The following is a 23455-nucleotide window of genomic DNA, read 5'->3' as shown; positions in this document are numbered from 1 at the left end:
TAGCCCTCATGCTCAACACGATCATCCGGTTTTCGCTCCGCTTTCGCGGCATTGTCTATGCGCTGGCCGTCATCGCGGCCGGCTACGGTCTCTTTACGCTCACGCGCGCGAAGCTCGACGTGTTCCCGGAGTTCGCTCCGCCGATGAGCATCGTCCAGACGGAAGCACCGGGCTTGACCAGCGAGCAGGTCGAAACGCTCGTAACTCAGCCGCTCGAAAACGGCCTCGGCGGGCTGGTCGGGCTTCAGTCGATGCGCTCGAAATCGATGCAAGGGCTGTCGTCGATCACGCTGGTATTCGACGCGCACGCGAATATGATGCAAATCCGCCAGCTCGTCTCCGAGCGCGTGAATGCGCTCGCAGCGACGATGCCCGCGGGCGTGATGCCGCCGCGACTCCTTCCGCTCACAACGACAACGAGTGTCGTGCGAACCATCGGCCTCACGTCGAAGACGCGCTCGTTGATGGACCTGTACGACATCGCGCGGTGGACGGTGCGGCCTCAACTATTGAGCGTCCCCGGTGTCGCCGATGCGATCGTGTTCGGCGGCGAGACGCGGCAGCTACAGATTCAGGTCGATCCGTCGAAGCTGCTTCGCTATGGCCTGTCGATCCAGGACGTGATTGCGGCGGCACGTGTATCGACGGGCGTGCGCGGCGCGGGCTTCGTCGAAAACGACAATCAACGCATCGCGGTCAACGCAAACGGTCAGATCACCACGCCGCAGAAGCTCGGCGAAACCGTGCTGCGCTGGAGCAATGGCGCGGCCGTGCGTCTCCAGGATGTCGCGACGCTCACGTGGGGCAGCGCGCCCGCCGTCGGCGCGGCTTCGATCATGGGCCAGCCGGGCGTGATGCTGGTGCTGGAAAGCCAGTACGGCACGAATACGCTCGCCGTCACGAAGGACATCGAGAAGACGCTGGCCTCGCTCAAGCCCGTGCTCGCGAAAGAGCGCGTCGACGTCAACGCCGACGTGTTCCGGCCGGCCAATTTCATCGATGCGTCGATAGGCCATCTGCGTAGCGCGTTGCTGATCGGCGCGGTGCTTGTGATCGCGGTCCTGGTCCTGTTTCTGCTCAACGTGCGCGCTGCCTTCATTTCCGCTGTTGCGATTCCGCTTTCGCTGCTCGTCGCGATCATCGTGCTGACGTCGTTCGGCGTGAGCCTGAACACGATGACACTCGGCGGCCTTGCGATCGCGCTCGGCGAAGTCGTCGACGATGCGATCATCGACGTCGAAAACATCTACCGGCGCTTGAGGCAAAACCGCGCGCTCCCTGCTCCGTTCCCGGCATGGCGCGTCGTGCTGCGTGCGTCGCTCGAAGTGCGCAGCGCCGTGGTGTTCGCCACCTTCATCGTCATGCTGATCTTCCTGCCCGTGCTCACGCTCTCCGGTGTGGCGGGCAAGCTCTTCGCGCCGCTCGGCATCGCGTACATCCTCGCCGTGCTCGCGTCGCTCGGCGTCGCGCTCACGCTGACGCCCGCGATGGCGCTCGCGTTGCTCGTGCGCGGCCCGCTGCCCGCCGACGAACCGCCGCTGATCGCAAGGCTGAAAGCGCGCTACGTCACGCTGCTGATGAAGATCGAGGCGCGCGTGAAGACGGTCATGGCCGTGGTCGCGGTGATGTGCGTCGCCGCGCTCGCGACGCTTCCGTTCATGAGCGGCAACTTCATTCCCGAACTGCGCGAAGGACACTATATCGTGCACATGGGGCTCGCGCCCGGTACGTCGCTGGCCGAATCGATGCGTATCGGCACGCAGGTGTCAAAGGCGCTGCTTCAGGTGCCGGGCGTGCGTCTCGTCGCGCAGCGCGCGGGCCGCGCGAACGAGGTCGTCGATCCCGTCGGCGTGCAGCTCTCCGAATTCGAAGTCGATCTCGCTCCGATGAGCGCGTCGCAACAGCGCCGCACGCTCTATCGCATCCAGCAGGCACTCGCGAAGTTTCCGGGCTTGTCGGTATCGGTCAATACGTTTCTGGTCGAGCGTATCGACGAGACGATTTCCGGCGTGACAGCGCCTGTCGTCGTCAATGTGTTCGGCGACAACCTCGACATCATCGATCGCAAGGCACAGCAGATCGCGCGGCTGCTCGGGACGATACGCGGCGCGGCAAGCGTGCGCGTCGAATCGCCGCCCGGTATCCCCGAACTGCAAGTGACGCTCAAGCCTAATCAGCTGAGCCGCTGGGGGTTCAGGCCCGTCGAGGTGCTCGATACGATCCAGGCGGCCTGCCAGGGCACGACGGTATCGCAGATCTACCAGGGCAGCCGTACCGCTGACGTCAGCGTGGTGCTCGCGCCGTCCGCGCGCGCGACGCTCGGCAATATCGGCGCGCTGATGCTGCGCAACCCGGACGGCCTGTCCGTGCCGTTGCGCGAACTGGCGACGATCAGTCAGGTGTCGGGCCGTTATCAGATCACGCATGACGGCGGGCAGCGCATGCAAACCGTGTCAGTCAATCTCGGCAGACGCGCGGTGAGCGACTTCGTTCGAGAAGCACAGTCGCGCGTGAACCGCGAGATCGCGATGCCTTCGGGCGCCTACGCCGTATTTGCCGGCGAAAGCGAAGCACGCGCGCAGTCTCAGCGCGATTTGCTCGCGTATGGCGTGATGTCGATCGTCGGCATTGCGCTGCTGCTGTTTCTTGCGTTGAAGAGCCGCCGTGGTGTCATGCTGGTGATGGCCAATCTGCCGTTCGCGCTGGTGGGCGGAGTCGTCAGCGTGCTGCTTGTTGGTGGCAACCTGTCGCTCGGCAGCATGGTGGGCTTCGTGACGCTCTTTGGCATCTCGCTGCGCAACTCGATCATGCTCATCAGCCACTACGAACATCTCGTGCACGTGGACGGATTGTCATGGGGCATCGATACGGCCGTGCGCGGCGCATCGGAGCGGCTGGTGCCGATTCTGATGACGGCGCTGGTCACGGCGCTCGCATTGCTGCCGCTCGCCGTGACGAGCGGCGCCGCGGGCAACGAAATCGAAGGGCCGATGGCGATCGTGATCCTCGGGGGCCTGCTCACGTCGACGGCGCTGAATCTGATCGTGCTTCCGACGCTCGCGCTGCGCTACGGGCGCTTCGAAGGCGATGCGCTGGCCGAATCCGGAATCGCGAATGCCTGAGGTACGCGGGTGAATCGGGACGCCGAGGAGCGCAGGCGCTGCTAGCTCTTCAATCAACATCTCGACTATCGCTCAAGCTTCGAACGTTCAAGTCGCAGGCATCGTTGATGCGTCAAGCGAGATACCCTTCCTCGCAATAGCTGTCAGCCAGACCGAGGTGCCTCATGAACCGTCCGATCGACACGAATCGTCTTCGTATTGCGCTGGTGATCGCCGTCGTTGCAATGGTCACAGTGGCGGCATCGACCGTGCGCCACAGTGCGACTGCCGGTGAAAAATCTGCCGGTGAAAAATCTGCCGTCGCAAATCTGCCGTTGACGCACGTCGCCGACATTCCGTTGCCGGGCCGCGCATCGCGGCTCGACTACGAAAGCGATGACCCGGGCCGGCATCTGCTGTTCATCGCGCATCTCGGCGACAGTGAAGTGATCGTCTTCGATATGAAGGCCTCGCGCGTCGTCGCGCGCATCGGCAACATCGCTGCCGTGCACGGCATACTCGTCGTCCCCGAACTGTCGCGCGTATACGCGTCCGCGACGGGCACGAATGAGATCGTCGCCATCGACGAATCCACGCTGAAAATCACCGCACGCATGCCGGGTGGCGTCTATCCGGATGGGATGGCGTATGCGCGCGAATCCGGAAAACTCTACGTCTCCGACGAGTCGGGCGGGACTGAAACGGTGATCGATACGCGCGCCAATCGACGCATCAATACGATTCCGCTCGGCGGCGAAGCCGGCAATACCCAGTACGACGCCGCGTCGCGTCATATCTTCGTCAATGTGCAGACGCAAAGACGGCTCGTCGAAATCGATCCGGCGACTGATGCGATCGTCGCTCGCATTGACTTGCCGGGCGCTAAAGGCAATCACGGTCTTTATATCGATTCGCAATTGCACCTCGCATTTATCGCCTGTGAAGGCAATGCCAAACTTCTGACGCTCAACCTGCTCACGAAACGGGTCGTCCAATCATTCGATGTCGGCCGCGAGCCCGACGTGCTCGCGTTCGATCCCGGTTCGCGCACGCTGTACGTCGCGGGCGAAGCAGGCATCGTGTCGATGTTTGACGCGAGTTCGTCAACCGTGTCGAAGATAGGCGAAGGCAGCATTGGGCCCAACGCACATGTGGTGGGTGTCGATCCATCGACGCATCGGGTTTACTTCCCGCTGAAGAGCATCGACGGACCTCCGGTGTTGCGTGTAATGGCACCGCGCTGAAGCCGTTCCGATGGAATCAAGAGCAATTCATGGATTGAAAAAAGTACTTATTCCCTTCAAGTGAAATCGGTAATAATTTGCGCTCTTCTTGCAGGCCATACCGTCCGATTCTTATCTATGGGGTCGCATTCCAAATGATTTGGCAAGGACCCTCTTATCGAAAAGCACATCGCGCAAAACACTTCTCTAATGCGACAAATCAGTGCGATTGCTTTGTTTTTTCTTATGATATTACGCACAATCGCCAGAACCCGGTAGACTTTGCGCTGTTCGGACTTAGCTAACAGCATTAAATACCGATTCGCTGTCTTTGGTGCTAATCGAGTCTGTGACATTTGCTGCTTTACGGACATTGAGGTACTTATTGCCTGCAAGGTGGTAATACGGCCAGGGACACCTGCCGCACTCTTTTAACTTGTCACGGGAACGCACCGCGTCGGTCAAACGTTTGCGCCTCAGGCATTCGAAATCCTGAAGCGGACGATCTGCGCTTTTCCTCGCATCTCCCAGACGAATTCCGCAACTTCTGCCGGTGAGTTTCACGGCGAGGATCTTGTTAGCCATGGTCAAACGACGTCAATTTCTCGGACTCCTAACTTCCCTTGGTGGCAGCTACATTCTGACCGCATGCGGCGGTGGCAGTGAAGGCATCAGCGGCAGCTCGCCCGTTGCCAAATCGACGGCCCGCGCAAGCGCTGCATCGGCGAACGGCACGACGATTCCGTCCGCCTCGTACATCATCGACAACAACGGTTCCGTATGGACGCTGTCCGGCGGCTCCGTGTATCTGAACGGCGTAAAGGCCGGCAACAACTACAACGTCACGCTGGTGCTGTGGTACGGGGGCACCGTTTATCACCAGGGCACGGGCGGGCAGTTCTACGCGTATAACGGGACCACGTGGATTGCGAGCGGCGATCCGCGTCTGGGCGGCGGCGGCACCTCCAGCGACGGCACCTCGATTCCTCCAGCTTCGCAAATCACCGACACCTCCGGCGCAGTGTGGACCGTCGTCAACGGCGTGATCTATCGAAACGGATCGGGGGTCGGCAACACGTACAACGTTTCGCTTCTGCTGTGGTACGGCGGCAGCATGTACCATCAGGGCACGGGCGGCCAGTTCTATGCATGGAACGGCACGACGTGGACCGCCTGCAACGATCCGCGTCTGGGCGGCACGTCGGCTGACGGCACGACCATTCCTTCCGCTTCGTACATCATCGACAAGACGGGCGCAATCTGGACCGTCGTCAACGGCGTCATCTACCGCAACCGCGCGACCGTCGGCAACACCTATAACGTTTCGCTTCTGCTGTGGTATGGCGGCAAGATCTGGCATCGCGGCACGGGCGGGCAGTTCTATGTGCTCGCGGATCTCGACAGATGGTTGCCGTGTGATGACCCGCGCCTGGCCACGTCGCTGACGACGGCTGGAAGCTTTTACGGCATCAACGGACACTTCGATTACACGTACACGCCCGCGCAGCTTGTCTCGATCATGAAGAGCATGGGCTGCACGTCGTATCGCGTCGGATGTACCGATGATCCCGTGCAACTAAGTGCCGTCACGAAGCTGGCGCAAGCGTTCCAGGCTGCCGGACTCACGCTCCTCGTTCTCGTCAATCAGGGCGTGTATGACGCCACCGGCGAGCTGCTTCCCGGCGAAGGCGCCGCATACAACCGCGGTTTCGCTGCCGGCATGACGATCGCAAAAGCGCTCCAGCCGTATGGCGTCACGCTTTACGAATGCGGAAACGAGTTGACGCGACAGGACGCAACTGTCATGGACTTCACCTACGCCGGCACGAAGGCCTCCGATTTCAATAACGCCAACTGGCCGGTCATGCGCGGCGTGATGCGCGGGATGATCGACGGCGTGAAGTCGGTTCAACCGTCTGCAAAGTGCGGCATCAACTTCTGCGTTGCGGACGTCGGCGCAGCCGACGCGTTGTGGGACGGCATGCAGCCCGACGGCAGCGGCGGCTATCCGAAAGTGCGCTGGGACGTCACGACGTGGCACAACTACGAAGTGTACGGCGACATCTTCAACATCGGGGTTGACGGCGCAGGTCCGGGCTTCGATCTGCCGACCTACTGCAAGGCCCGATACGGTGTGCCGTTCATCATCTCCGAATGGAATACGGGTCCAGAGAAAACCGAGGCTTACCGCGCGTCCTACATTTCGTCGACGCTGGCGAGCTTCTACCGGTCGCGAAAGAGCCACAACATCCAGTCTGTGATGTATTACGTGCTGGACAGCGGCAATACAACGTACGGCATTATGATCGACGGTACTCCCGTGAGTCAGCCCTACTCGGCACTTTCGAGCTTCATTTCGGCAAACGCCGACATCTGATGCGGCCCTGACCGGTCGAGCATCGACGAAGCTTTCTTAGCGGCCCGCCACCCGGCGGGCCGTTTTGCATTGCAGCCAACCTTAGCGTTCAATCGGCAGAAGTGACCGAAGCCATCCAACGACAACGGCTTCGCAAATCCCGCGCTCAAATAGCGTTAAACAGCACTTGTGCGGCGAGACGCAAGTTCGTCATCATCGGATGAGCCCCGACGCGCGACCCTCTGCGCCAATTCAACCCTATTCCCGCCAAGCGATTTCGCGCTGTATAACGGCTGATCGGCGGCCGCCAGCAGGTCGGCAAGCGTGAGCGTTTCGCTTGTGGACTGCGCCAGTCCGATGCTGACCGTGGCCTTGATCTCGACATCGTTCTTCCTGTGAGCGATCGTTCCGGCGAAGCGCCTGACGATGGCCTCGCCCACCTCTTTCCCGCGAACGCTGTCATGTCGCGGCAGCAATGCGGCAAATTCTTCTCCACCGATGCGCGCGAGAATCGCATCACGTCCCAATACGCTGCGGGCGACGTCCCCAAACGACTTCAGCACCTCGTCGCCCGTCTCGTGGCCATATCGATCGTTGATCGCCTTGAATTGATCGAGGTCGAACGCAAGCAGTGAAACTGGCCGGGACGATTCGCCGTCGCGGATGATGCGCGCGCCCTCTTCGAAAAACCATCTGCGATTGCCGAGACCGGTCAGATAGTCCGTCTGCGATTCCTTTAGAAGCTGACCGTGGGCTTCGTCGCGCACGAGCCTCAGCAAGGTCATCGGCAAAACGACCGAATAGAGCACGCCTTCGTAGATCGTGATCTTGCCGACAATCAGCAGCATGCGTTGCCCATACAGCGCCACCAGAGCGGGCAACACAAACGCTCTCGCGGCATAGAGAAGCGCATGGGCGCCCGACACGATCGCGGCGATGCGCCGCGATTGCATCCCCTTCATTCCGTCACATCGCAGCAGTTCGCGAAATGTCATCCCGCAAGCGACTGCGATTGGAAACGCACTCACGTAGCTCCACATGATTTCTTGCCCGCGCGCGCCGCCAATCGCCCACGCCAGTGCAAGTAAAACCAGCATGCCGATGGAACCGGTACGGTATTGCCGGTGGCTCAACGATGCGACGCCGTGCAGGATCAGCAGATAGCCGGTGACGATGATCAGGTTGCTTAGCGCAGAGCCCGTCGCGCCGGGCAGATCGTGACGCAACGGCGCCACCGCGCAGCCGATGGCAAGCGCGGCGTATCCGGCTGCCAGTATTTTCAATTCCCTGCTGCGCCTGGGATGCGTGCGATGCTCCCAAAGCGTCATCCCGCAACTGGCGAGAAGGGTTCCGATCGCGAGGAAATAGAGAGTAATAAGATCCACATGCATCGCCGACTTGATGGCCCGATGTGGTGGCTTTAGGCCCGCACATCGCGGCGAAAGCCGGATTTTACGCCGAAAATTTCGATAATAAGATGATAGTCAGGCGTCCCGTTTCAATAGCGAAGTACTGCTGTGCAGGCGTTTCAAGGATATATGGCACGGGACTCAAGCCCTTTCTGGCAGCCCTGCGATCCGGCCGCATAATGTTCCTCATCGGCACGAGCCCGACCTATCGCAAACGACGCGGCCGTGTGATCGGCAGCGGCATGTTGCTGCTATTCCAGCCGCCCGAGCTGTTCACCGACCTCGCCACCGGCAAGCCGATCAGCGCCGAAGTCCGCCGGCGGATCCACGCGCGCATGCTCGCATACGACGCGATGCCCGTGCATCCGGCATCGGCTTTATGGCGATCCCGCGACGCGTGACTGGAAGCAGTACTGCCTGCCCGACGACAACGCGCCCGTTGCAGGACGCTGCCCGTTCGCGAGCCGCTGACTCATGCCGCACAAATGCATGCCGCGCAAATTCGGCTTTCTCTGGCGTCCGCTGCGCTGATGCGCTTAAAGCAGGATCACGTGATCGCTGACCCGGACGCAGTTCCGGCCGCCGCGCTTCGCGCCGTATAGCGCTTCGTCGGCATCGCGCGCGAGTTGCTCGATCGTCGCGTCGGCAGCGGCCATGCACGCGACGCCGATGCTGCACGTATAGCCGGGCAGCGACTGATCCTCTTTCTGCTCGACCCGTCGCCGGATGATTTCGGCGTGCTCTCGCGCCTCGTCGGGTTGCGTGCGCGGCAGCAGCACGGCGAATTCCTCGCCGCCCCAGCGCGCAAAGTGGCCGTGCTCCGGCAGCATGTCGGCCACGCGCCGGGCGAAGTCGGTCAGGATGCGATCGCCCGTTGCATGCCCGTACGTATCGTTCACCTGCTTGAAGTGGTCGAGATCGATCAGTATCAGCGAAAGGAGCCCGCCCGTGCGCATCGTCTTTTCGCGTTCCTGCTGGTGCGCGCTCAGAAACGCGCGGCGATTCAGCAAGCCCGTCAGCGGGTCCATGAAGGACTGCTGCTCGAGCTGATTGCGAAGCCGGTCCATCGCCGCGAACAGCAGGCCGACCGTCACCGTCAGCGACATCAGCGCGCTCGTCGTCAGATAGATCTTCTGGAAGATGTCATCCGAAAAGAGCCCGGCGTTCGCCCATGACGGGATGAACATCGTCGCGACTCGCGTGGCCGTCACGACCGCCTGGACCAGCAGCATCGAGCCGACGAATAGCGCGGTGTTGCTGCCGCGCCCGAAACGCAGCATCACGACGCAATTCGTTCCGTAGGTCAAGGTCAGGAACACCGACATCCACAGCGTGCGGCCCGCTGCCGACGGTTGCACCCACGTCGTCCAGCTCATCGCGATCACGCCGACGATCAGCAGCAAGGCAATGAAGCGCCGCGACGGACGTCGCCCGAAAAACAGCTGGCTGCCGATCATCCACAACCCCGTGCCGAGAATCATGCCGACGTTGGCGACGAGAAACGAAAGCCAGTCGGCGATGCCGCCGCGCAGCGCAAGCATGATCGCCGACACCGACACGATCAGCGCCCCCGACGCCCAATGCCCGACGCCTCGAATATTCGTCGGAAAACCGCGGCCCAGCGAGAACATGACGAGCGACATCAGCCCGGGCATGACTGACGACATGAGAATGACGGTGCGAAGATCGAAGGCTGGCATACGGTTCCGATAGCGGTCTGGCGACATGAGAGCCGTCCCGGCTCGCGGACCGCGAGGCGACGGATTTACCCGTCTCATGTGCGCTGCAAATCAGGCTCGCAATATACCGCACGGCGAACGCGGACCGCACGAACGTCTGCCCGGCGCGCGCTGTGTCACGCGCGTTGTCATCGAGCATCGCTCTTGATATGCGTGAGCCGGACTGCGGATGCATGCTGCTGCAACGAAACGCGTGTCGGGTGTAGAGAGAGCCAGCAATGCGATGTCCGATGAGATGCGCGATCAAGCCCGCCAAGCGGTCCGACCCGCGCGTTTCCCCTTTTGACGGCCGGTCAATCCGTAATTGCGCCCCGCTTTCGCGTTGTAGGACAACGTATAATGAAGAGAAAATCCGAATCTCCGAGGAGCGTTTCATGGCCGCGTCTGCAGCACCAGGTTCGACCCCAAGGCGGGCACGCGGGAGTCTTGCTGATCAGGTCGTCGCTTATGTGAACGAGCAGGTTGCCTCGCACGCGCTCAAGCCCGGCGATCAGCTGCCGACGGAAACCACGCTGATGTCGCTGCTCGGCGTGAGCCGCACCGTCGTACGCGAAGCCATTTCGCGGCTGCAGGCGAATAGCGTGATCGAGACGCGTCATGGTATCGGCAGCTTCGTGCTCGAGCCGCGTCGCGAGCCGCTCGGCCTCGAGATGGTCCCCGCGACCACGCTGAACGACGTGCTCTCGGTGCTGGAATTGCGCATCAGCCTCGAAACGGAATGCGCGGGCCTCGCGGCACAACGGGCGAGCGAACGCGACATCGCAAAGATACGCGAGGCGCTAGACGCGGTCGAAGAAGCGAGCCGTGCCGGCGGCGACAGCACGGCCGCCGACTTGCGGTTCCACATTTCGATTGCGAGCGCGACGGGCAACCGCTATTTCGTCGACATCCTCACGCAACTCGGTACGGCGCTGATTCCGCGGCATCGCGTGGATTCGCCGGGGCTCGCGCAAAGCGATCTCAGCGCGTACATGGCGCGGGTCAATCTCGAACACGAAAACATTCTCGACGCGATCGCGCGCAACGACCCCGACGGCGCGCGCGCCGCGATGCGCATGCATCTGTCGAGCAGCCGCGAACGCTTGCGCCGTGCAAGCGCACAGGCGGAAGAAGCGGCGACTCGCGCGACGTGAGTTGATCCGTCGCGAGCATGCGGCAGCAAAGCGGCCTGCGTGGCCGCTTTTTTATTGCGCGGCGCATTCCGATGATCGCGCGGTGGTACCCGTCCTGCGCGGAAGCGGCGCCGCTGAGCGGACTCTCAACAGCGGTTCTACGGGAAATCGCTCGTCACGCGCTTTCTCTTCCCTATCCACCCGGCCACCATCTGTCATCGTACAACCTCATTGACGAGTGGAGCACTCATGCCGTCGCACGCGCCTGCTTTTCAGCTTGTCCGCTGGCTTCTTGCATGGCGATTCAGGGTTTACCACCGTTCCTCCAGGTCAACCGACGACTTATCTTGTGTTCAGACGTCCTATGACATACCATGTTCCTTTAGCATGCCACGCACGGCGAAACCCGGTTCGCCAGCCGGCAGCCCGCTTGCACGAGCCACAGCAAGAGCTAAAGCGCCCATTCTGGCCGACAGGAGAATGAGATGACCCAGCCGTCCCCGTATCAACCGCTGCCGAACAGCTTTCGCGCCGCCGTCAGAAGGGGCGAGCGGCTCATCGGCTGCTGGGCGTCGTTTGCCAGCCCGATCACGACCGAACTGCTCGGCACCGTGGGCTTCGACTGGCTCCTGCTCGACGCCGAGCACGCGCCCAACGACGAACTCACGTTGGTCCCGCAACTGATGGCGTTGAAAGACAGCCGCTCGGCGCCCGTGGTTCGTCCGCCCGCCAACGACAGCGTGATCATCAAGCGCATGCTCGACCTGGGCTTCTTCAATTTCCTGATTCCATTCGTCGATAGCGCGGACGATGCGCGCCGCGCGGTCGCCGCCACCCGCTATCCGCCGCACGGCATCCGCGGCGTGTCCGTCAGTCAGCGCGGAAATCGCTACGGCAGCGTGGCCGACTACCTGCACGTCGCCAACGAAAACATCTGCGTCGTCGTACAGATCGAGAGCCGCGCGGCCGTCGAGGCAATCGACGAAATCGCGGCTGTCGAAGGCATCGACGGCGTCTTCATCGGACCGTCGGACCTCGCCGCCGCGTACGGTCATCTCGGCAACCCCGCGCACGCCGATGTCCAGCAGGCCATCGCGCATGTGTTCGAGCGGGCGAAGGCGGCGGGCAAGGCCTCGGGCATCCTCGCGCCCGTGCAGCAGGACGCAGACCGCTATCTCGCGATGGGCAGCACGCTGGTTTCCGTCTGCGCCGACATGGGCCTTCTGCGCAACGCCGCGCTGGGCGTCCGGAAGCATTTCATGCCGGACTGAGCGGACGCCCCCTCACCTCTCACTATCTGGAGTAGCGAATGAAAAAAGCAGGCTTCATCGGACTCGGCATCATGGGCAAGCCCATGGCGGCCAATCTTCGCAAGAACGGTGTCGAGCTTGCCGCCTTCACGCGCAGCGGCGTGCCGGACGAGCTGACGCAAGCGGGCGCGCTCGCGTGCGGCAGTCCTGCCGAAGTCGCGGAAAAAGCGGATGTGATCTTCATCATGGTGCCCGACACGCCCGACGTCGAACGCGTGCTGTTCGGCGAGAACGGCGTGGCGGGCAAGCTGCGCCAAGGCCAGATCGTCGTCGACATGAGCTCCATCTCGCCGATCGCAACGCGCGACTTCGCGGCGCGCGTGCGCGAAAAAGGCGCCGACTATCTCGATGCGCCCGTCTCCGGCGGTGAAGTCGGCGCGAAGGCCGCGTCGCTGACGATCATGGTGGGCGGCTCGCAAGCCGCGTTCGATGCCGTCAAGCCGTTCTTCGACATGATGGGCAAGAACGTCTCGTTGATCGGCGAAGCGGGCGCAGGCCAGATCTGCAAGGTGGCCAATCAGGTCATCGTCGCGGCGACGATCGAAGCCGTCGGCGAAGCGCTGCTGCTTGCGTCGAAAGCGGGCGTCGATGCCGAGAAGGTGCGCAAGGCGCTGATGGGAGGCTTCGCTTCGTCGCGCATTCTCGAAGTGCACGGCGAGCGCATGACCAAGCGCACGTTCGATCCGGGCTTCCGTATCGAGCTGCATCAAAAGGACTTGAACCTCGCGCTTTCGACGGCGCAGGCGCTCGGCGTGTCGCTGCCGAATACGTCCACCTGTCAGGCGCTTTTCAACGCGTGCGCGGCGCACGGCGGCAACGCATGGGATCACTCGGGCATGGTCCGCGCGCTGGAGTACCTCGCCGATCACGAAATCGGACAGCAGCAGAAATGACAACGATGCGTCCTCCGCGCGTGTCCGATCGCCGAATGAACGCACGCACATCATGAGCGAACCGACTCCCGCATCGTTCTTCGCGATCGTCTCGAACGCGGCGGACGGTGATCTTGCCGTGTTTCGCGTCGACGCATCGACGGGCCACATCGAGCGCATTGCACGTCATCCCGCTGGCGAGGCCGTCATGCCGATGGCGCTTTCCGCCGACGGCAGCCTGCTCCATGCGGCAACGCGCGCAGCGAAGCGGACCATCGTCACATATTCCGTCGATTCAACTACGGGCAGTCTCACGCGACTGCGAACGACGTCCATTGCATCCAGCCTCGCCTATCTGTCGCTGACGCCGTCCGGCGCATGGCTGCTCGGCGCATCGTATGGCGAACATTCGATAAGCCTGTATCGCGCCGCCGATGTTCACGCCGATGCGCAAGTCGAACCATTTCAACTGATCGAAGGCATCGAGCACGCGCATTCGATCGTTGCGTCCGCGGATGGCCGCTTCGCGTACGTCGCGTCGCTCGGCTCCGATACGGTGTCGTGTTACGCAATCGTCGAGCGCGCCGCCGATGCGCGACTCGAACTCGTGCAGACAATGCGCGTCGAACCGGGCTTCGGTCCGCGTCATCTGCGCTTTTCGCCGGATGGCAAAACGCTCTATGTATCCAGCGAATTTCGCGCGACGGTCGCGGTGTTCGCGCGCGACAGCGCGTCGGGCACGCTCACGGCCCGCTCGATCGCGCCGCGTGCGCCGGCGCTCGCTCATCTGCATGACGGTCGCGCGCGTCCGCTCGCTTCGGGTACGGCGGGCGCTCAGGTCGATCCATCGACGCTCGTCTGGGCCGCCGACATCCAGATCACGCCCGATGGACATTTCCTTTTCGTCGCCGAGCGCACGACGAGCCGGTTGATCGGCTATCGCGTGACGGACGACGGATCGCTCGAATACGCGGGCTATACCGACACCGAAACGCAACCGCGCGGCTTCGGGATCGACCCGAGCGGACGCTTCCTCGTCGCGTGCGGAGAGCAATCGACGCACGTCGCCGTCTATGCGATCGACGCCCGCTCAGGCGCGCTTGCGCTGCTGTCGCGCTGCGAAGGCGGACGCGGCGCGAACTGGATCGAAATCATTCCGACGCAGCCGGCCAAACGCGCGACGTCTGCCGAATCCACTCATTGATCTACCAGCACCAAACCTCAGGACCGACTTTCATGTCTACGATCGCATCCCAAACCCAAGGCGCGCCGACCGTCACCGAATTGCGCGTGGTGCCCGTCGCCGGCCGCGACAGCATGCTGATGAACCTGAGCGGCGCGCATGGCCCGTTCTTCACGCGCAACATCGTGATCCTGCGCGACAGCGCGGGCAATACGGGCGTCGGCGAAGTGCCGGGCGGCGAAAACATCCGCAAGACCATCGACGATGCGCGCCCGTTCGTCGTCGGCCAGTCCATCGGCAATCTGCACGCGGCGTTGAACCAGGTACGCAAGCAGTTCGCGGATCGAGACGCGGGAGGCCGCGGCCTGCAGACCTTCGACCTGCGCACGACCATCCACGCCGTGACGGCGCTCGAAGCCGCGTTTCTCGATCTGCTCGGCCAGCATCTCGGCGTGCCCGTCGCGGCGCTGCTCGGCGAAGGCCAGCAACGCGACGAAGTCGAGATGCTCGGCTACCTGTTCTATATCGGCGACCGCAACAAAACAGACCTGCCGTATGCGAGCGGCGCCGAAGGCCGCGACGACTGGGAACGGCTGCGCACCGAAGAAGCGATGACACCCGAGGCCGTCGTCCGCCTCGCGGAAGCGGCGCAAGCGCGCTATGGCTTCAACGACTTCAAGCTGAAGGGCGGCGTGCTTTCCGGCGACGCCGAAATCGAAGCGGTCACGGCGCTCGCCGAACGCTTCCCCGATGCACGCGTGACGCTCGATCCGAACGGCGCATGGTCGCTCGCGGAAGCGATCCGTCTCTGCCGCGACAAGCACGACGTGCTGGCCTACGCGGAAGACCCATGCGGCGCGGAAAACGGCTATTCGGGCCGCGAAGTGATGGCCGAGTTCCGCCGCGCGACGGGCCTGCCGACGGCCACCAACATGATCGCAACCGACTGGCGCCAGATGGGCCACGCGATCCAGTTGCAATCGGTCGACATTCCGCTCGCCGATCCGCACTTCTGGACGATGCAAGGCTCGGTGCGCGTCGCGCAGATGTGCAACGACTGGGGCCTCACATGGGGCTCGCACTCGAACAATCACTTCGACATCTCGCTCGCGATGTTCACGCACGTCGCGGCCGCCGCGCCGGGCAAGATCACCGCGATCGACACGCACTGGATCTGGCAGGACGGCCAGTATCTGACGCGCGATCCGTTGCAGATCGTCGGCGGCAAGGTGAAGGTGCCGGCGAGGCCGGGCCTCGGCATCGAGCTCGACATGGATGCGCTCGAACAGGCGCACGCGCTGTATCAGCAGCACGGACTGGGCGCGCGCGACGATGGCGTCGCGATGCAGTACCTGATTCCGAACTGGAAGTTCGACAACAAGCGCCCCTGCCTCGTGCGCTGAGGTCGGGCTGATCGCGCGCCGGTGAGTTGCTCATTGCACGCCTATCGCGCGCTCATCGCGCCTATTGCCCATGCACCTATCGCACACCTATCGCACGCTAATAGCGAACCGGACCGGAACGCCGAAAACAACGCGGCCAGATGGCCGCCCCACATTGACCGACATTCAAAGCGAACCATGACCACGCCTCAAGAACTCAAAGCGATCGTTTCCGAAGGCCTTCTGTCGTTCCCCGTCACCGACTTCGACAGCAACGGCGACTTCCGCGCCGACACCTACGCGGCGCGTCTCGAATGGCTCGCGCCGTATGGTGCAACGGCCCTTTTCGCGGCGGGCGGCACGGGCGAATTCTTCTCGCTGACGAAGTCCGACTATACGAACGTCATCCGCACCGCGACGCAAACGTGCAGGGGCAAGGTGCCGATTCTCGCGGGCGCGGGCGGCCCGACGCGCGTCGCGATCGAATACGCGCAGGAAGCGGAGCGCCTCGGCGCGAGCGGCGTGCTGCTGATGCCGCACTATCTGACGGAAGCGTCGCAGGAAGGCATCGCCGCGCACGTCGAGCAGGTCTGCAATGCGGTGAAGAACATCGGCGTGATCGTCTACAACCGCGCGAACTCGAAGCTCAACGCGGACACGCTCGAACGTCTCGCGGACAAATGCCCGAACCTGATCGGCTTCAAGGACGGCGTGGGCGACATCGAAAGCATGGTGACGATCCGCCGCCGCATGGGCGAGCGCTTCTCGTACCTCGGCGGCTTGCCGACGGCCGAAGTCTACGCAGCCGCATACAAGGCGCTGGGCGTCCCCGTCTATTCGTCGGCCGTGTTCAACTTCATCCCGAAGACAGCGATGGCGTTCTATCGCGCAATCGCCGCCGACGATCACGCAACGACAGGCAAGCTGCTCGACGAATTCTTCCTGCCGTATCTGGCCATTCGCAATCGTCGCCAGGGGTACGCGGTGAGCATCGTGAAGGCGGGCGCGAAATTGGTCGGCCGTGACGCTGGCCCGGTGCGCGCGCCGCTGACCGATCTGACGGAAGACGAAATGGCGCAACTCGATGCGCTGATCAGGAAGCTCGGCGCTCAGTGACGTTCAAGTAATGCGTTGCGTTGCGCGCCGTCGGGAGGGCCGACGCGCAGCGCAACGGCTGTTGCGCACCCTTTCGCCAGCAATGCGTCAGCGAATAAACGGCGACAGCGCGCGCAACCAGCAAACGGCCGCCACCGCGCCGCCATCCGGTTCGCCGATGGCGCGCTCGCCCAGATAGCTCGCGCGTCCGACGCGCGGCATCATCGACGCCGTTGCGTCCGCGCCTTTCTGCGCGGCCTCGACAGTGACGGCCCACGCATCGGCGAGCGGCCGGCCGTTGCGAACGGCGGCCGAGAACGCGTCCGCCGCAGGCCGCAGCGCATCGAGCATCGTGCGCTCGCCAGGCTGCGCGCCGCCCAGTTCCGCAATTGCGCTGACGGCGAGATCGAATGCGTCGGCCCAATCGGATGCCGAAGGGGCGCGGCTTTCCGCGAGACGTCGCGACGCGCGCAGCAAGGCCGTCGCATAGAACGGCCCCGAGCTGCCCGCAATCGCGCGACGCAACGTCACGGCGAGTTCCGCGAGCGCATCGGCGTCCGAAGGCCACGCCGTATCCGGCATAGCGAGCACCGCTTCGCCCGCGCGTTTCATGCTCGAACCGAGGTCGCCATCGCCCGCTTTCGAATCGAGTTCGGTGAGGCGCGCTTCCGCGTCGATCAACGCATGCGCGGCCGCGTCGAATGCATGCTGCAACGTCGAACGCTGCGCGGCACGCGCCGCCGTGGCTTCGCCCGCTACAGCGCCGCCGTCCGCGTGCAACGTCACGCCCACTGCGCCGTCGACGTTCACGCGCCCCGTTTTTCGTCCCGCGTCTCGCCACGTGGCGACGCTGGTCGGCGCATCGAGCAACGCGAGACGCGCGTCGTCGACACGCATCACCGAGATCGAGCAGCCCGGCATGTTCAGCGCTGACAGCAACGTGCCGCACCACGCGCGCTCGATCACGAGCCCGCGCTGCCGAAGTCCGTTGATCGCCGCGCGCGCAACGACGGCCAGTTCCATCGGCGGCGTCGCGCCGAGCCCGTTGACGAGCAGCACGACGCGCTCGCCGTCCGCCAGTTGCAGGTCGTCGGCGATGGCGGTGAGCAGCGTCTCCGTCAGTTCGTCGGCGGGCATCGGCTGCGTGCGCTGCACGCCCTTCTCGCCGTGAATGCCGAGGCCGAGTTCGATCTCGTCGTCCGCGAGGGAAAAGCTCGCCTGTCGCGTGGCGGGCAGCGTGCAGCCGTCGAGCGCGACGCCCATTGTGCCGATCGCGTCCGCCGCTTCGCGCGCGAGCGCCGCGACTTCGCCGAGCGTCATGTTCGCCGCGGCCGCCGCGCCCGCAACCTTGTGCACGAACACGGTGCCCGCGATGCCGCGCCGCCGGCCGCGTTCGACCGTGTTGCGCAACGACACGTCGTCCGCGACCACGACGACTTCCACGGGAATCCCTTCGGCGCGCGCCAGTTCCGCCGCGAGGCCGAAGTTGAGACGGTCGCCCGTGTAGTTCTTGACGACCAGCAGCGCGCCGTTCGGTCCCGCCGACGCGCGGATTGCGGAGAGCACGGCATCCGTCGACGGCGACGTGAACACTTCGCCGCACACGGCCGCCGCGAGCATGCCTTCGCCGACGTAGCCCGCGTGCGCCGGTTCATGCCCGCTGCCGCCGCCCGAGATGACCGCGACGCGGCGCGCGTGCGGCGCAGGCAGCCCGCGCTGCACGACGACGTTTTCGTCATGCAGCAGCGCGGTATCGGGCGAGAGCATCGCAAGGCCTTCGAGCATCTCTCGCACGACGCGCGACGGATCGTTCAACAGCTTCTTCATGGCAGTGAACCTCGGCGGATTGAGTTGCGGGGCGAACGGATGGAGCAGCCGCGACGGCCGTGAAGGCCGTGCGCGGGCCGGTCCATCTGTCGAAAGGGATAACTCTAGCGTCAGCGGAGCGAAGGCGCATCGGGCGCATCCTGCGCCTTCAGAAAATCGACGAACGCGCGCAACGGCGCGGGCAAATGGCGGCGGCCCGGATAGTACAGAAACGGCCCGGAAAACGGCTGCCACCACGGTTCGAGAATCGGCTCCAGCGCGCCGCTGTCGAGATGAGGCCGCAGCATGCCCTCGAACAGATGGATGACGCCTACGCCCGCGATTGCCGCGCTGACGGCCAGATCGATCGCGGCGCCCGGCCGGACGACGAGCGGCCCCGACGGATCGAGCCGCACCACTTCGCCGTCGCGCTCGAAGTCCCACGTCGGCATCGCGCCGCCCGCGAACTGGCCGCGCAGGCACGCGTGATCGAGCAGATCGCGCGGATGCTCCGGCCTGCCGCGCGCGTCGAGATAGCCGGGCGCCGCGGCCGTCGCGAAACGCTGCACGCGCGGTCCAATGGGAACGGCGATCATGTCCTGTTCAAGACGCTCGTCGTAGCGGATACCCGCATCGCAGCCGACCGACAGCACGTCGACGAACCCATCTTCGACCATGACTTCCACGCGGATGTCAGGGTATGCATCGAGGAACGACGCAATGACCGGCGGCAACACGATGCGCGCCACGCTCGCCGGCACGTTCAACTTGAGAGTGCCGCTCGGCTTGTCCCTGAAAACATTGAGCACATCGAGCGCGGCTTCCATCTCGCTGAAGAGCGGCGTCAGCTTGTCGATCAGGCGTTGTCCCGCTTCCGTCGGCGCGACGCTGCGCGTGGTCCGGTTCAGCAGCCGCAAGTCGAGCTTCGTTTCGAGCCGGCGAACGGCGATGCTCAGGCTCGATGCCGACACGCCGCTGATGCGCGCGGCGTCGCGAAAGCCGCCGGCGCGCGCGACGGAGACGAAGGCGGCGAGATCGTTGAGTTCCATGGGATTGTTCGAAATTTTCAACAACCCGTACACCTTAGGTCGCTTTATTCAACAGCGCAACCGGATCAAACTGGCGGCGTTCAACAAGGAGAGCGCGTCATGTCGAAGTTCAAGTCAGCCGATCGCTTCACGCTTGCCGGCCGTCAGATTCGCCGCATGGGCTATGGCGCCATGCAACTCGCGGGGCCAGGCGTATTCGGGCCGCCAAAGGACCGCGACGCCTGTATCGCCGTGCTGCGTGAGGCGATCGCGTCGGGTGTCAATCACATCGATACCAGCGATTTCTACGGGCCGCACATCACGAATCAGTTGATACGCGAAGCGCTGCATCCGTATCCCGACGATCTGCTGATCGTCACGAAAGTCGGCGCGGTGCGAGGCAACGACGGCGCGTGGCTTCCCGCGTTCGAGCCGGAGGATATCCGTCGCGGCGTGCACGACAATCTGCGCAACCTCGGAGTCGAAGCCCTCGATGTCGTCAATATGCGCATCATGGGGAGCGTGCATAGTCCGAGCGAAGGCTCGATCGAAAAGCAGGTCGTGGCGCTGTCCGAGCTTCAGCGCGAAGGGCTCGTGCGGCACATCGGTCTCAGCAACGTCACTGCGACACAGATTGCCGAAGCCCAGCGCATCGCGGAGATCGTCTGCGTGCAGAATCACTATAACCTCGTTCATCGCGAGGACGATGCGCTCATCGACGAACTCGCAGCCAAAGGCATTGCGTACGTGCCGTTCTTTCCGCTCGGCGGGTTCACGCCGATTCAATCGTCGGCGCTGTCGACCCTCGCGGGCGAACTCGGCGCCACGCCGATGCAGGTCGCGCTCGCGTGGTTGCTGCATCGTGCGCCGAACATACTGCTCATTCCCGGCACGTCGTCCGTCGCGCATTTGCGCGAGAACTTGCAGGCCGGCGAATTGAAGCTGACGGACGCGACGCTCGCCGAACTCGATGCGATCGGACGACAGCGCAGCGAGAATCAGCAAGACGAATGAGTGTTATGCGCGCCGGGCGTCTACGAGGCGGAAGAGGCGGAAGAGGCGGACCACGAGGCGAAATTCATGCGGATAGCTGCTGCATGATCGCGCAGAGATCCGCCTTGCCTTCGAAGCCTATGCCGGGAAGATCCTGCATCGTGAGATAGCCGTTTTCGACTTTCACGCCATCTGGGAAGCCGCCGAATGGCTGGAACAGGTCAGGATACGACTCGTTGCCGCCGAGCCCGAGCCCTGCCGCGATGTTCAGCGACATCTGATGCCCGCCGTGCGGAATGCAGCGGCTCGCCGACCAGCCATGCTGATGCAACATGTCGAGCGTGCGCAGATATTCGACGAGCCCATAGCTCAACGCGCAGTCGAATTGCAGCCAGTCGCGGTCGGCGCGCATGCCACCGTAGCGGATCAGGTTGCGCGCATCGTGCATCGAGAACAGGTTCTCGCCTGTCGCCATCGGCTTGTCGTAGTAGTTGCGCAGCGTGGCCTGCAATTCGAAGTCGAGCGGATCGCCCGCTTCTTCGTACCAGAACAGATCGTATTGCGATAGTGCCTTCGCATACTGGATCGCCGTGTCGAGATCGAAGCGGCCATTCGCATCGACGGCGAGCTTCTGGCCATCGCCGAGCACACTGAGAATCGAATCGATGCGGCGCAAGTCCTCGTCGAGCGACGCGCCACCGATCTTCTTCTTCACCACCGTATAGCCACGGTCCAGATAGCTGCGCATCTCGTCCTTCAGCTTCTCGTGATCCTGGCCCGGGTAATAGTAGCCGCCCGCCGCGTACACGAACACCTTGCGGTTCGGCTGACCGTTGCCGTAGCGATCCGCGAGCAACTGGAACAGCGGCTTGCCTTCGATCTTCGCAACGGCGTCCCACACGGCCATGTCGATCGTACCGATCGCCACCGAGCGTTCGCCGTGCCCGCCCGGCTTTTCGTTCTTGAACATCGTCGCCCAGATCTTGTGCGGGTCGAGGTTGTCGCCGGCATCGTTGACGAGCGATGCGGGGTCCGCTTCCATCAGTCGCGGAATAAACCGCTCGCGCATCAGCGTGCCCTGCCCGTAGCGGCCGTTCGAGTTGAAGCCGTAACCGATCACGGGCTTGCCGTCGCGAATCACGTCGGTGATGACGGCGACGAGGCTCAGCGTCATCTTGCTGAAGTCGATGTACGCATTGCGAATGGGGGAACTGATCGGGAAAGTCTTCTCGCGGATTTCAACGATTCTCATAGTGGCGACGGATGCAATTGACGTTGATGAACTTTGGAAGCCGCTAGGTTATGCGCGAATCGGCGCGCTATGATTCACTGAAAATCACTTCTTTATTAACTTCAAGTGAAAAGCGCCGCCACCACCGCGCTTCGCAATGGCGGTTATGCTTCGCCCGGACTCACTTTCTATTTGACTAACAGTGGAATCAGATCTCGCATCGCATCTGAGGTTCTTTGTACTGCTGGCGCGCTACGGCAACCTGACTTCCGCGGCTCGCGAGCTTAACTTCACGCCACCTGCCGCGACCAAGCGGCTCGCTCAACTGGAGGCACGGTTGGGGGTGCGCCTCGTCAACCGCAGCACGCGGCACGTCAGCCTGACCGCAGAGGGCGAAACATACCTGCACTACGCGACCCGAATCCTTGACGAAATCCGCGAAATGGAAAACGCGGTTTCGTCGAGTCACGCGGTGCCGAAGGGACTGCTACGCATCAACGCGACGCTAGGGTTTGGAAGGACAACCATTGCACCGATCGTCTCCAACTTCATCAAACAGTATCCCCAGGTCGAGGTACAGCTCGATCTGACGGACCGGCCAATCGATCTCGTCGAAAGCGGCGCGGACCTCGCGATTCGCTTCGGTACGCTGCCCGATCAACGGCTCAACGCGCGGCGCGTGATGCCTAATCGCCGCTTCATGTGCGCGTCGCCACGCTACCTGGAACAGCAGGGTGTGCCTGAGCGCCTCGCCGACGTCACACGACACACTTGCATCGTTCATCGTCAGAACGACGACGCCTACGGGATCTGGCGGTTCGAGCGCAATGGCCGCACCGAAACGGTGAAGGTGCACGGCAAGCTGTCCAGCAATGACGGTGACATCGTTCTCGGTTGGGCGCTGGATGGACACGGCATTCTCGTACGTTCCGAATGGGATCTGGCGAAGTACATTGAAAGCGGACGGCTGCGTGTCGTATTGCCGGAATACACTCAGCCCTCCGCCGATCTGTTCGTTTACTACTCGAACCGTCGCAACCAGTCAGCACGAGCACGAGCCTTTATCGATTTTCTTGTTCAATGCTTTGCGGCCGCAAGCTGAACTCTGTAACGTGCTTCTTAAGTGAGCGCGCCTACCGTGATGCGCCCTCTCGCGCCCGCTTCTGCAAGAGAAGCAATTGCGCCATTGCGTGCTTCGCCGAGTGCTTTTGCGAAAGCCGCAGTCGAGTCCACTGCCCGTAAGTCCGAATGCACCGCGAGCGTAATCCACGTAGAGCGGAACATCCAGTCCTGCTCGCTTGGCTATCTCTTCGTCGACGACAAGCGTCAGGCCTTCTTTCTCGCCAAAGGCCGCGACAGACATCAACGCCTCCACATCGGTTTCCACTCGAACCGACGCGTATACATGAACACCCTCGTTCAATTCGGCACGCGTGAACAATAGCCGGTTCTCGGAACATCAGCCGTATGTCTGTTCAAAGTAATTCATCTGACCTTGTCCAATAGCACGGCCATGTACCGAAGACCCCTACGCGTATGGGCACAACAAATGCGACGACCAGAGTACCGGGACACGAGCGCAAGGAAACGGGCAATGCAGTCGGCGATGCAGTAA

The 23455-nt window shown here is 63.0% G+C and carries 19 protein-coding genes; 12 read left to right on the top strand and 7 right to left on the bottom strand.

The features are described 5' to 3' along the window. Positions 1-8: 8 nt before the first annotated feature. Both AABE10_RS14605 and AABE10_RS14600 read left to right on the top strand, forming a co-directional pair. The gene (locus tag AABE10_RS14605; protein ID WP_342933988.1) at positions 9-3122 is read left to right on the top strand and encodes an efflux RND transporter permease subunit; all 3114 of its coding nucleotides are present in this window, start codon (positions 9-11) and stop codon (positions 3120-3122) included. 164 nt (positions 3123-3286) lie between these two features. Next, positions 3287-4345 (top strand): YncE family protein, encoded by a 1059-nt coding sequence (locus tag AABE10_RS14600; protein WP_342933987.1) that lies wholly within the window; start codon positions 3287-3289, stop codon positions 4343-4345. A gap of 276 nt (positions 4346-4621) precedes the next feature. On the opposite strand, the gene AABE10_RS14595 is transcribed toward AABE10_RS14600, so the two are convergent. After that, positions 4622-4909: a hypothetical protein gene (locus AABE10_RS14595; protein ID WP_342933986.1), complete on the bottom strand. Its 288-nt coding sequence runs from the start codon at positions 4907-4909 to the stop codon at positions 4622-4624. Between AABE10_RS14595 and AABE10_RS14590 the strand changes: the two genes are divergently transcribed. After that, positions 4908-6701 carry a hypothetical protein gene (locus AABE10_RS14590; RefSeq protein ID WP_342933985.1) on the top strand — a complete coding sequence of 598 codons (1794 nt, stop codon included), beginning with the start codon at positions 4908-4910 and terminating at the stop codon, positions 6699-6701. The genes AABE10_RS14595 and AABE10_RS14590 overlap by 2 nt on opposite strands. Before the next feature lie 155 nt (positions 6702-6856). On the opposite strand, the gene AABE10_RS14585 is transcribed toward AABE10_RS14590, so the two are convergent. Further along, the gene (locus AABE10_RS14585; protein ID WP_342933984.1) at positions 6857-8071 is read right to left on the bottom strand and encodes a GGDEF domain-containing protein; all 1215 of its coding nucleotides are present in this window, start codon (positions 8069-8071) and stop codon (positions 6857-6859) included. A gap of 23 nt (positions 8072-8094) precedes the next feature. Here AABE10_RS14585 and AABE10_RS14580 point away from each other — a divergent pair, with 23 nt between their 5' ends. Continuing rightward, on the top strand, positions 8095-8490 hold the full coding sequence (locus AABE10_RS14580) for a YqcI/YcgG family protein (protein WP_342933983.1): 396 nt from the start codon (positions 8095-8097) through the stop codon (positions 8488-8490). A gap of 135 nt (positions 8491-8625) precedes the next feature. Here AABE10_RS14580 and AABE10_RS14575 read toward each other — a convergent pair whose 3' ends face one another. Beyond that, positions 8626-9756 (bottom strand): GGDEF domain-containing protein, encoded by a 1131-nt coding sequence (locus AABE10_RS14575; RefSeq protein WP_342933982.1) that lies wholly within the window; start codon positions 9754-9756, stop codon positions 8626-8628. A 446-nt stretch (positions 9757-10202) separates the two neighbouring features. On the opposite strand from AABE10_RS14575, the gene AABE10_RS14570 reads away from it, so the two are divergent. The 6 genes from AABE10_RS14570 to kdgD all read left to right on the top strand — a co-directional run bounded on the left by AABE10_RS14570 (position 10203) and on the right by kdgD (position 16803). Beyond that, entirely contained in the window at positions 10203-10961 is a 759-nt protein-coding gene (locus AABE10_RS14570) for a FadR/GntR family transcriptional regulator (protein WP_342933981.1), read from the top strand. 464 nt (positions 10962-11425) lie between these two features. Then, a complete protein-coding gene (garL, locus tag AABE10_RS14565) occupies positions 11426-12211 on the top strand; it encodes a 2-dehydro-3-deoxyglucarate aldolase (protein WP_342933980.1) in 786 nt (261 codons plus the stop codon). A 38-nt stretch (positions 12212-12249) separates the two neighbouring features. Continuing rightward, positions 12250-13143, top strand: coding sequence for a 2-hydroxy-3-oxopropionate reductase (locus tag AABE10_RS14560; protein ID WP_342933979.1), 894 nt, complete (start codon positions 12250-12252; stop codon positions 13141-13143). Positions 13144-13195: 52 nt separating this feature from the next. Next, a complete protein-coding gene (locus tag AABE10_RS14555) occupies positions 13196-14326 on the top strand; it encodes a lactonase family protein (RefSeq protein WP_342933978.1) in 1131 nt (376 codons plus the stop codon). A gap of 32 nt (positions 14327-14358) precedes the next feature. Beyond that, positions 14359-15708, top strand: coding sequence for a glucarate dehydratase (gene gudD / locus AABE10_RS14550; RefSeq protein WP_342933977.1), 1350 nt, complete (start codon positions 14359-14361; stop codon positions 15706-15708). A 177-nt stretch (positions 15709-15885) separates the two neighbouring features. Next, positions 15886-16803 (top strand): 5-dehydro-4-deoxyglucarate dehydratase, encoded by a 918-nt coding sequence (kdgD, locus tag AABE10_RS14545; protein ID WP_342933976.1) that lies wholly within the window; start codon positions 15886-15888, stop codon positions 16801-16803. Between the two features lie 87 nt (positions 16804-16890). On the opposite strand, the gene AABE10_RS14540 is transcribed toward kdgD, so the two are convergent. Together AABE10_RS14540 and AABE10_RS14535 are read right to left on the bottom strand one after the other, a co-directional pair. Continuing rightward, a complete protein-coding gene (locus AABE10_RS14540; RefSeq protein WP_342933975.1) occupies positions 16891-18609 on the bottom strand; it encodes a dihydroxyacetone kinase family protein in 1719 nt (572 codons plus the stop codon). Positions 18610-18719: 110 nt separating this feature from the next. Next, entirely contained in the window at positions 18720-19637 is a 918-nt protein-coding gene (locus tag AABE10_RS14535; protein ID WP_342933974.1) for a LysR family transcriptional regulator, read from the bottom strand. Between the two features lie 99 nt (positions 19638-19736). On the opposite strand from AABE10_RS14535, the gene AABE10_RS14530 reads away from it, so the two are divergent. Continuing rightward, positions 19737-20630, top strand: coding sequence for an aldo/keto reductase family oxidoreductase (locus tag AABE10_RS14530; RefSeq protein ID WP_342933973.1), 894 nt, complete (start codon positions 19737-19739; stop codon positions 20628-20630). A 64-nt stretch (positions 20631-20694) separates the two neighbouring features. Here AABE10_RS14530 and AABE10_RS14525 read toward each other — a convergent pair whose 3' ends face one another. Beyond that, a complete protein-coding gene (locus AABE10_RS14525; protein WP_342933972.1) occupies positions 20695-21861 on the bottom strand; it encodes a mandelate racemase/muconate lactonizing enzyme family protein in 1167 nt (388 codons plus the stop codon). Positions 21862-22042: 181 nt separating this feature from the next. Here AABE10_RS14525 and AABE10_RS14520 point away from each other — a divergent pair, with 181 nt between their 5' ends. Beyond that, complete coding sequence (locus AABE10_RS14520) at positions 22043-22942, top strand: LysR family transcriptional regulator (RefSeq protein WP_342933971.1); 900 nt, start codon at positions 22043-22045, stop codon at positions 22940-22942. Here AABE10_RS14520 and AABE10_RS36435 read toward each other — a convergent pair. Then, positions 22883-23215, bottom strand: a complete 333-nt coding sequence (locus AABE10_RS36435) for a hypothetical protein (protein WP_428983338.1) — start codon at positions 23213-23215, stop codon at positions 22883-22885. The two genes, AABE10_RS14520 and AABE10_RS36435, sit on opposite strands and share 60 nt — an antisense overlap. Positions 23216-23455: the final 240 nt, after the last annotated feature.

This window comes from Paraburkholderia diazotrophica, from assembly GCF_038900755.1.
GTDB classification, from domain to species: Bacteria; Pseudomonadota; Gammaproteobacteria; order Burkholderiales; family Burkholderiaceae; genus Paraburkholderia; species Paraburkholderia diazotrophica_A.
This window is presented reverse-complemented; position numbering and strand designations above follow the sequence as displayed.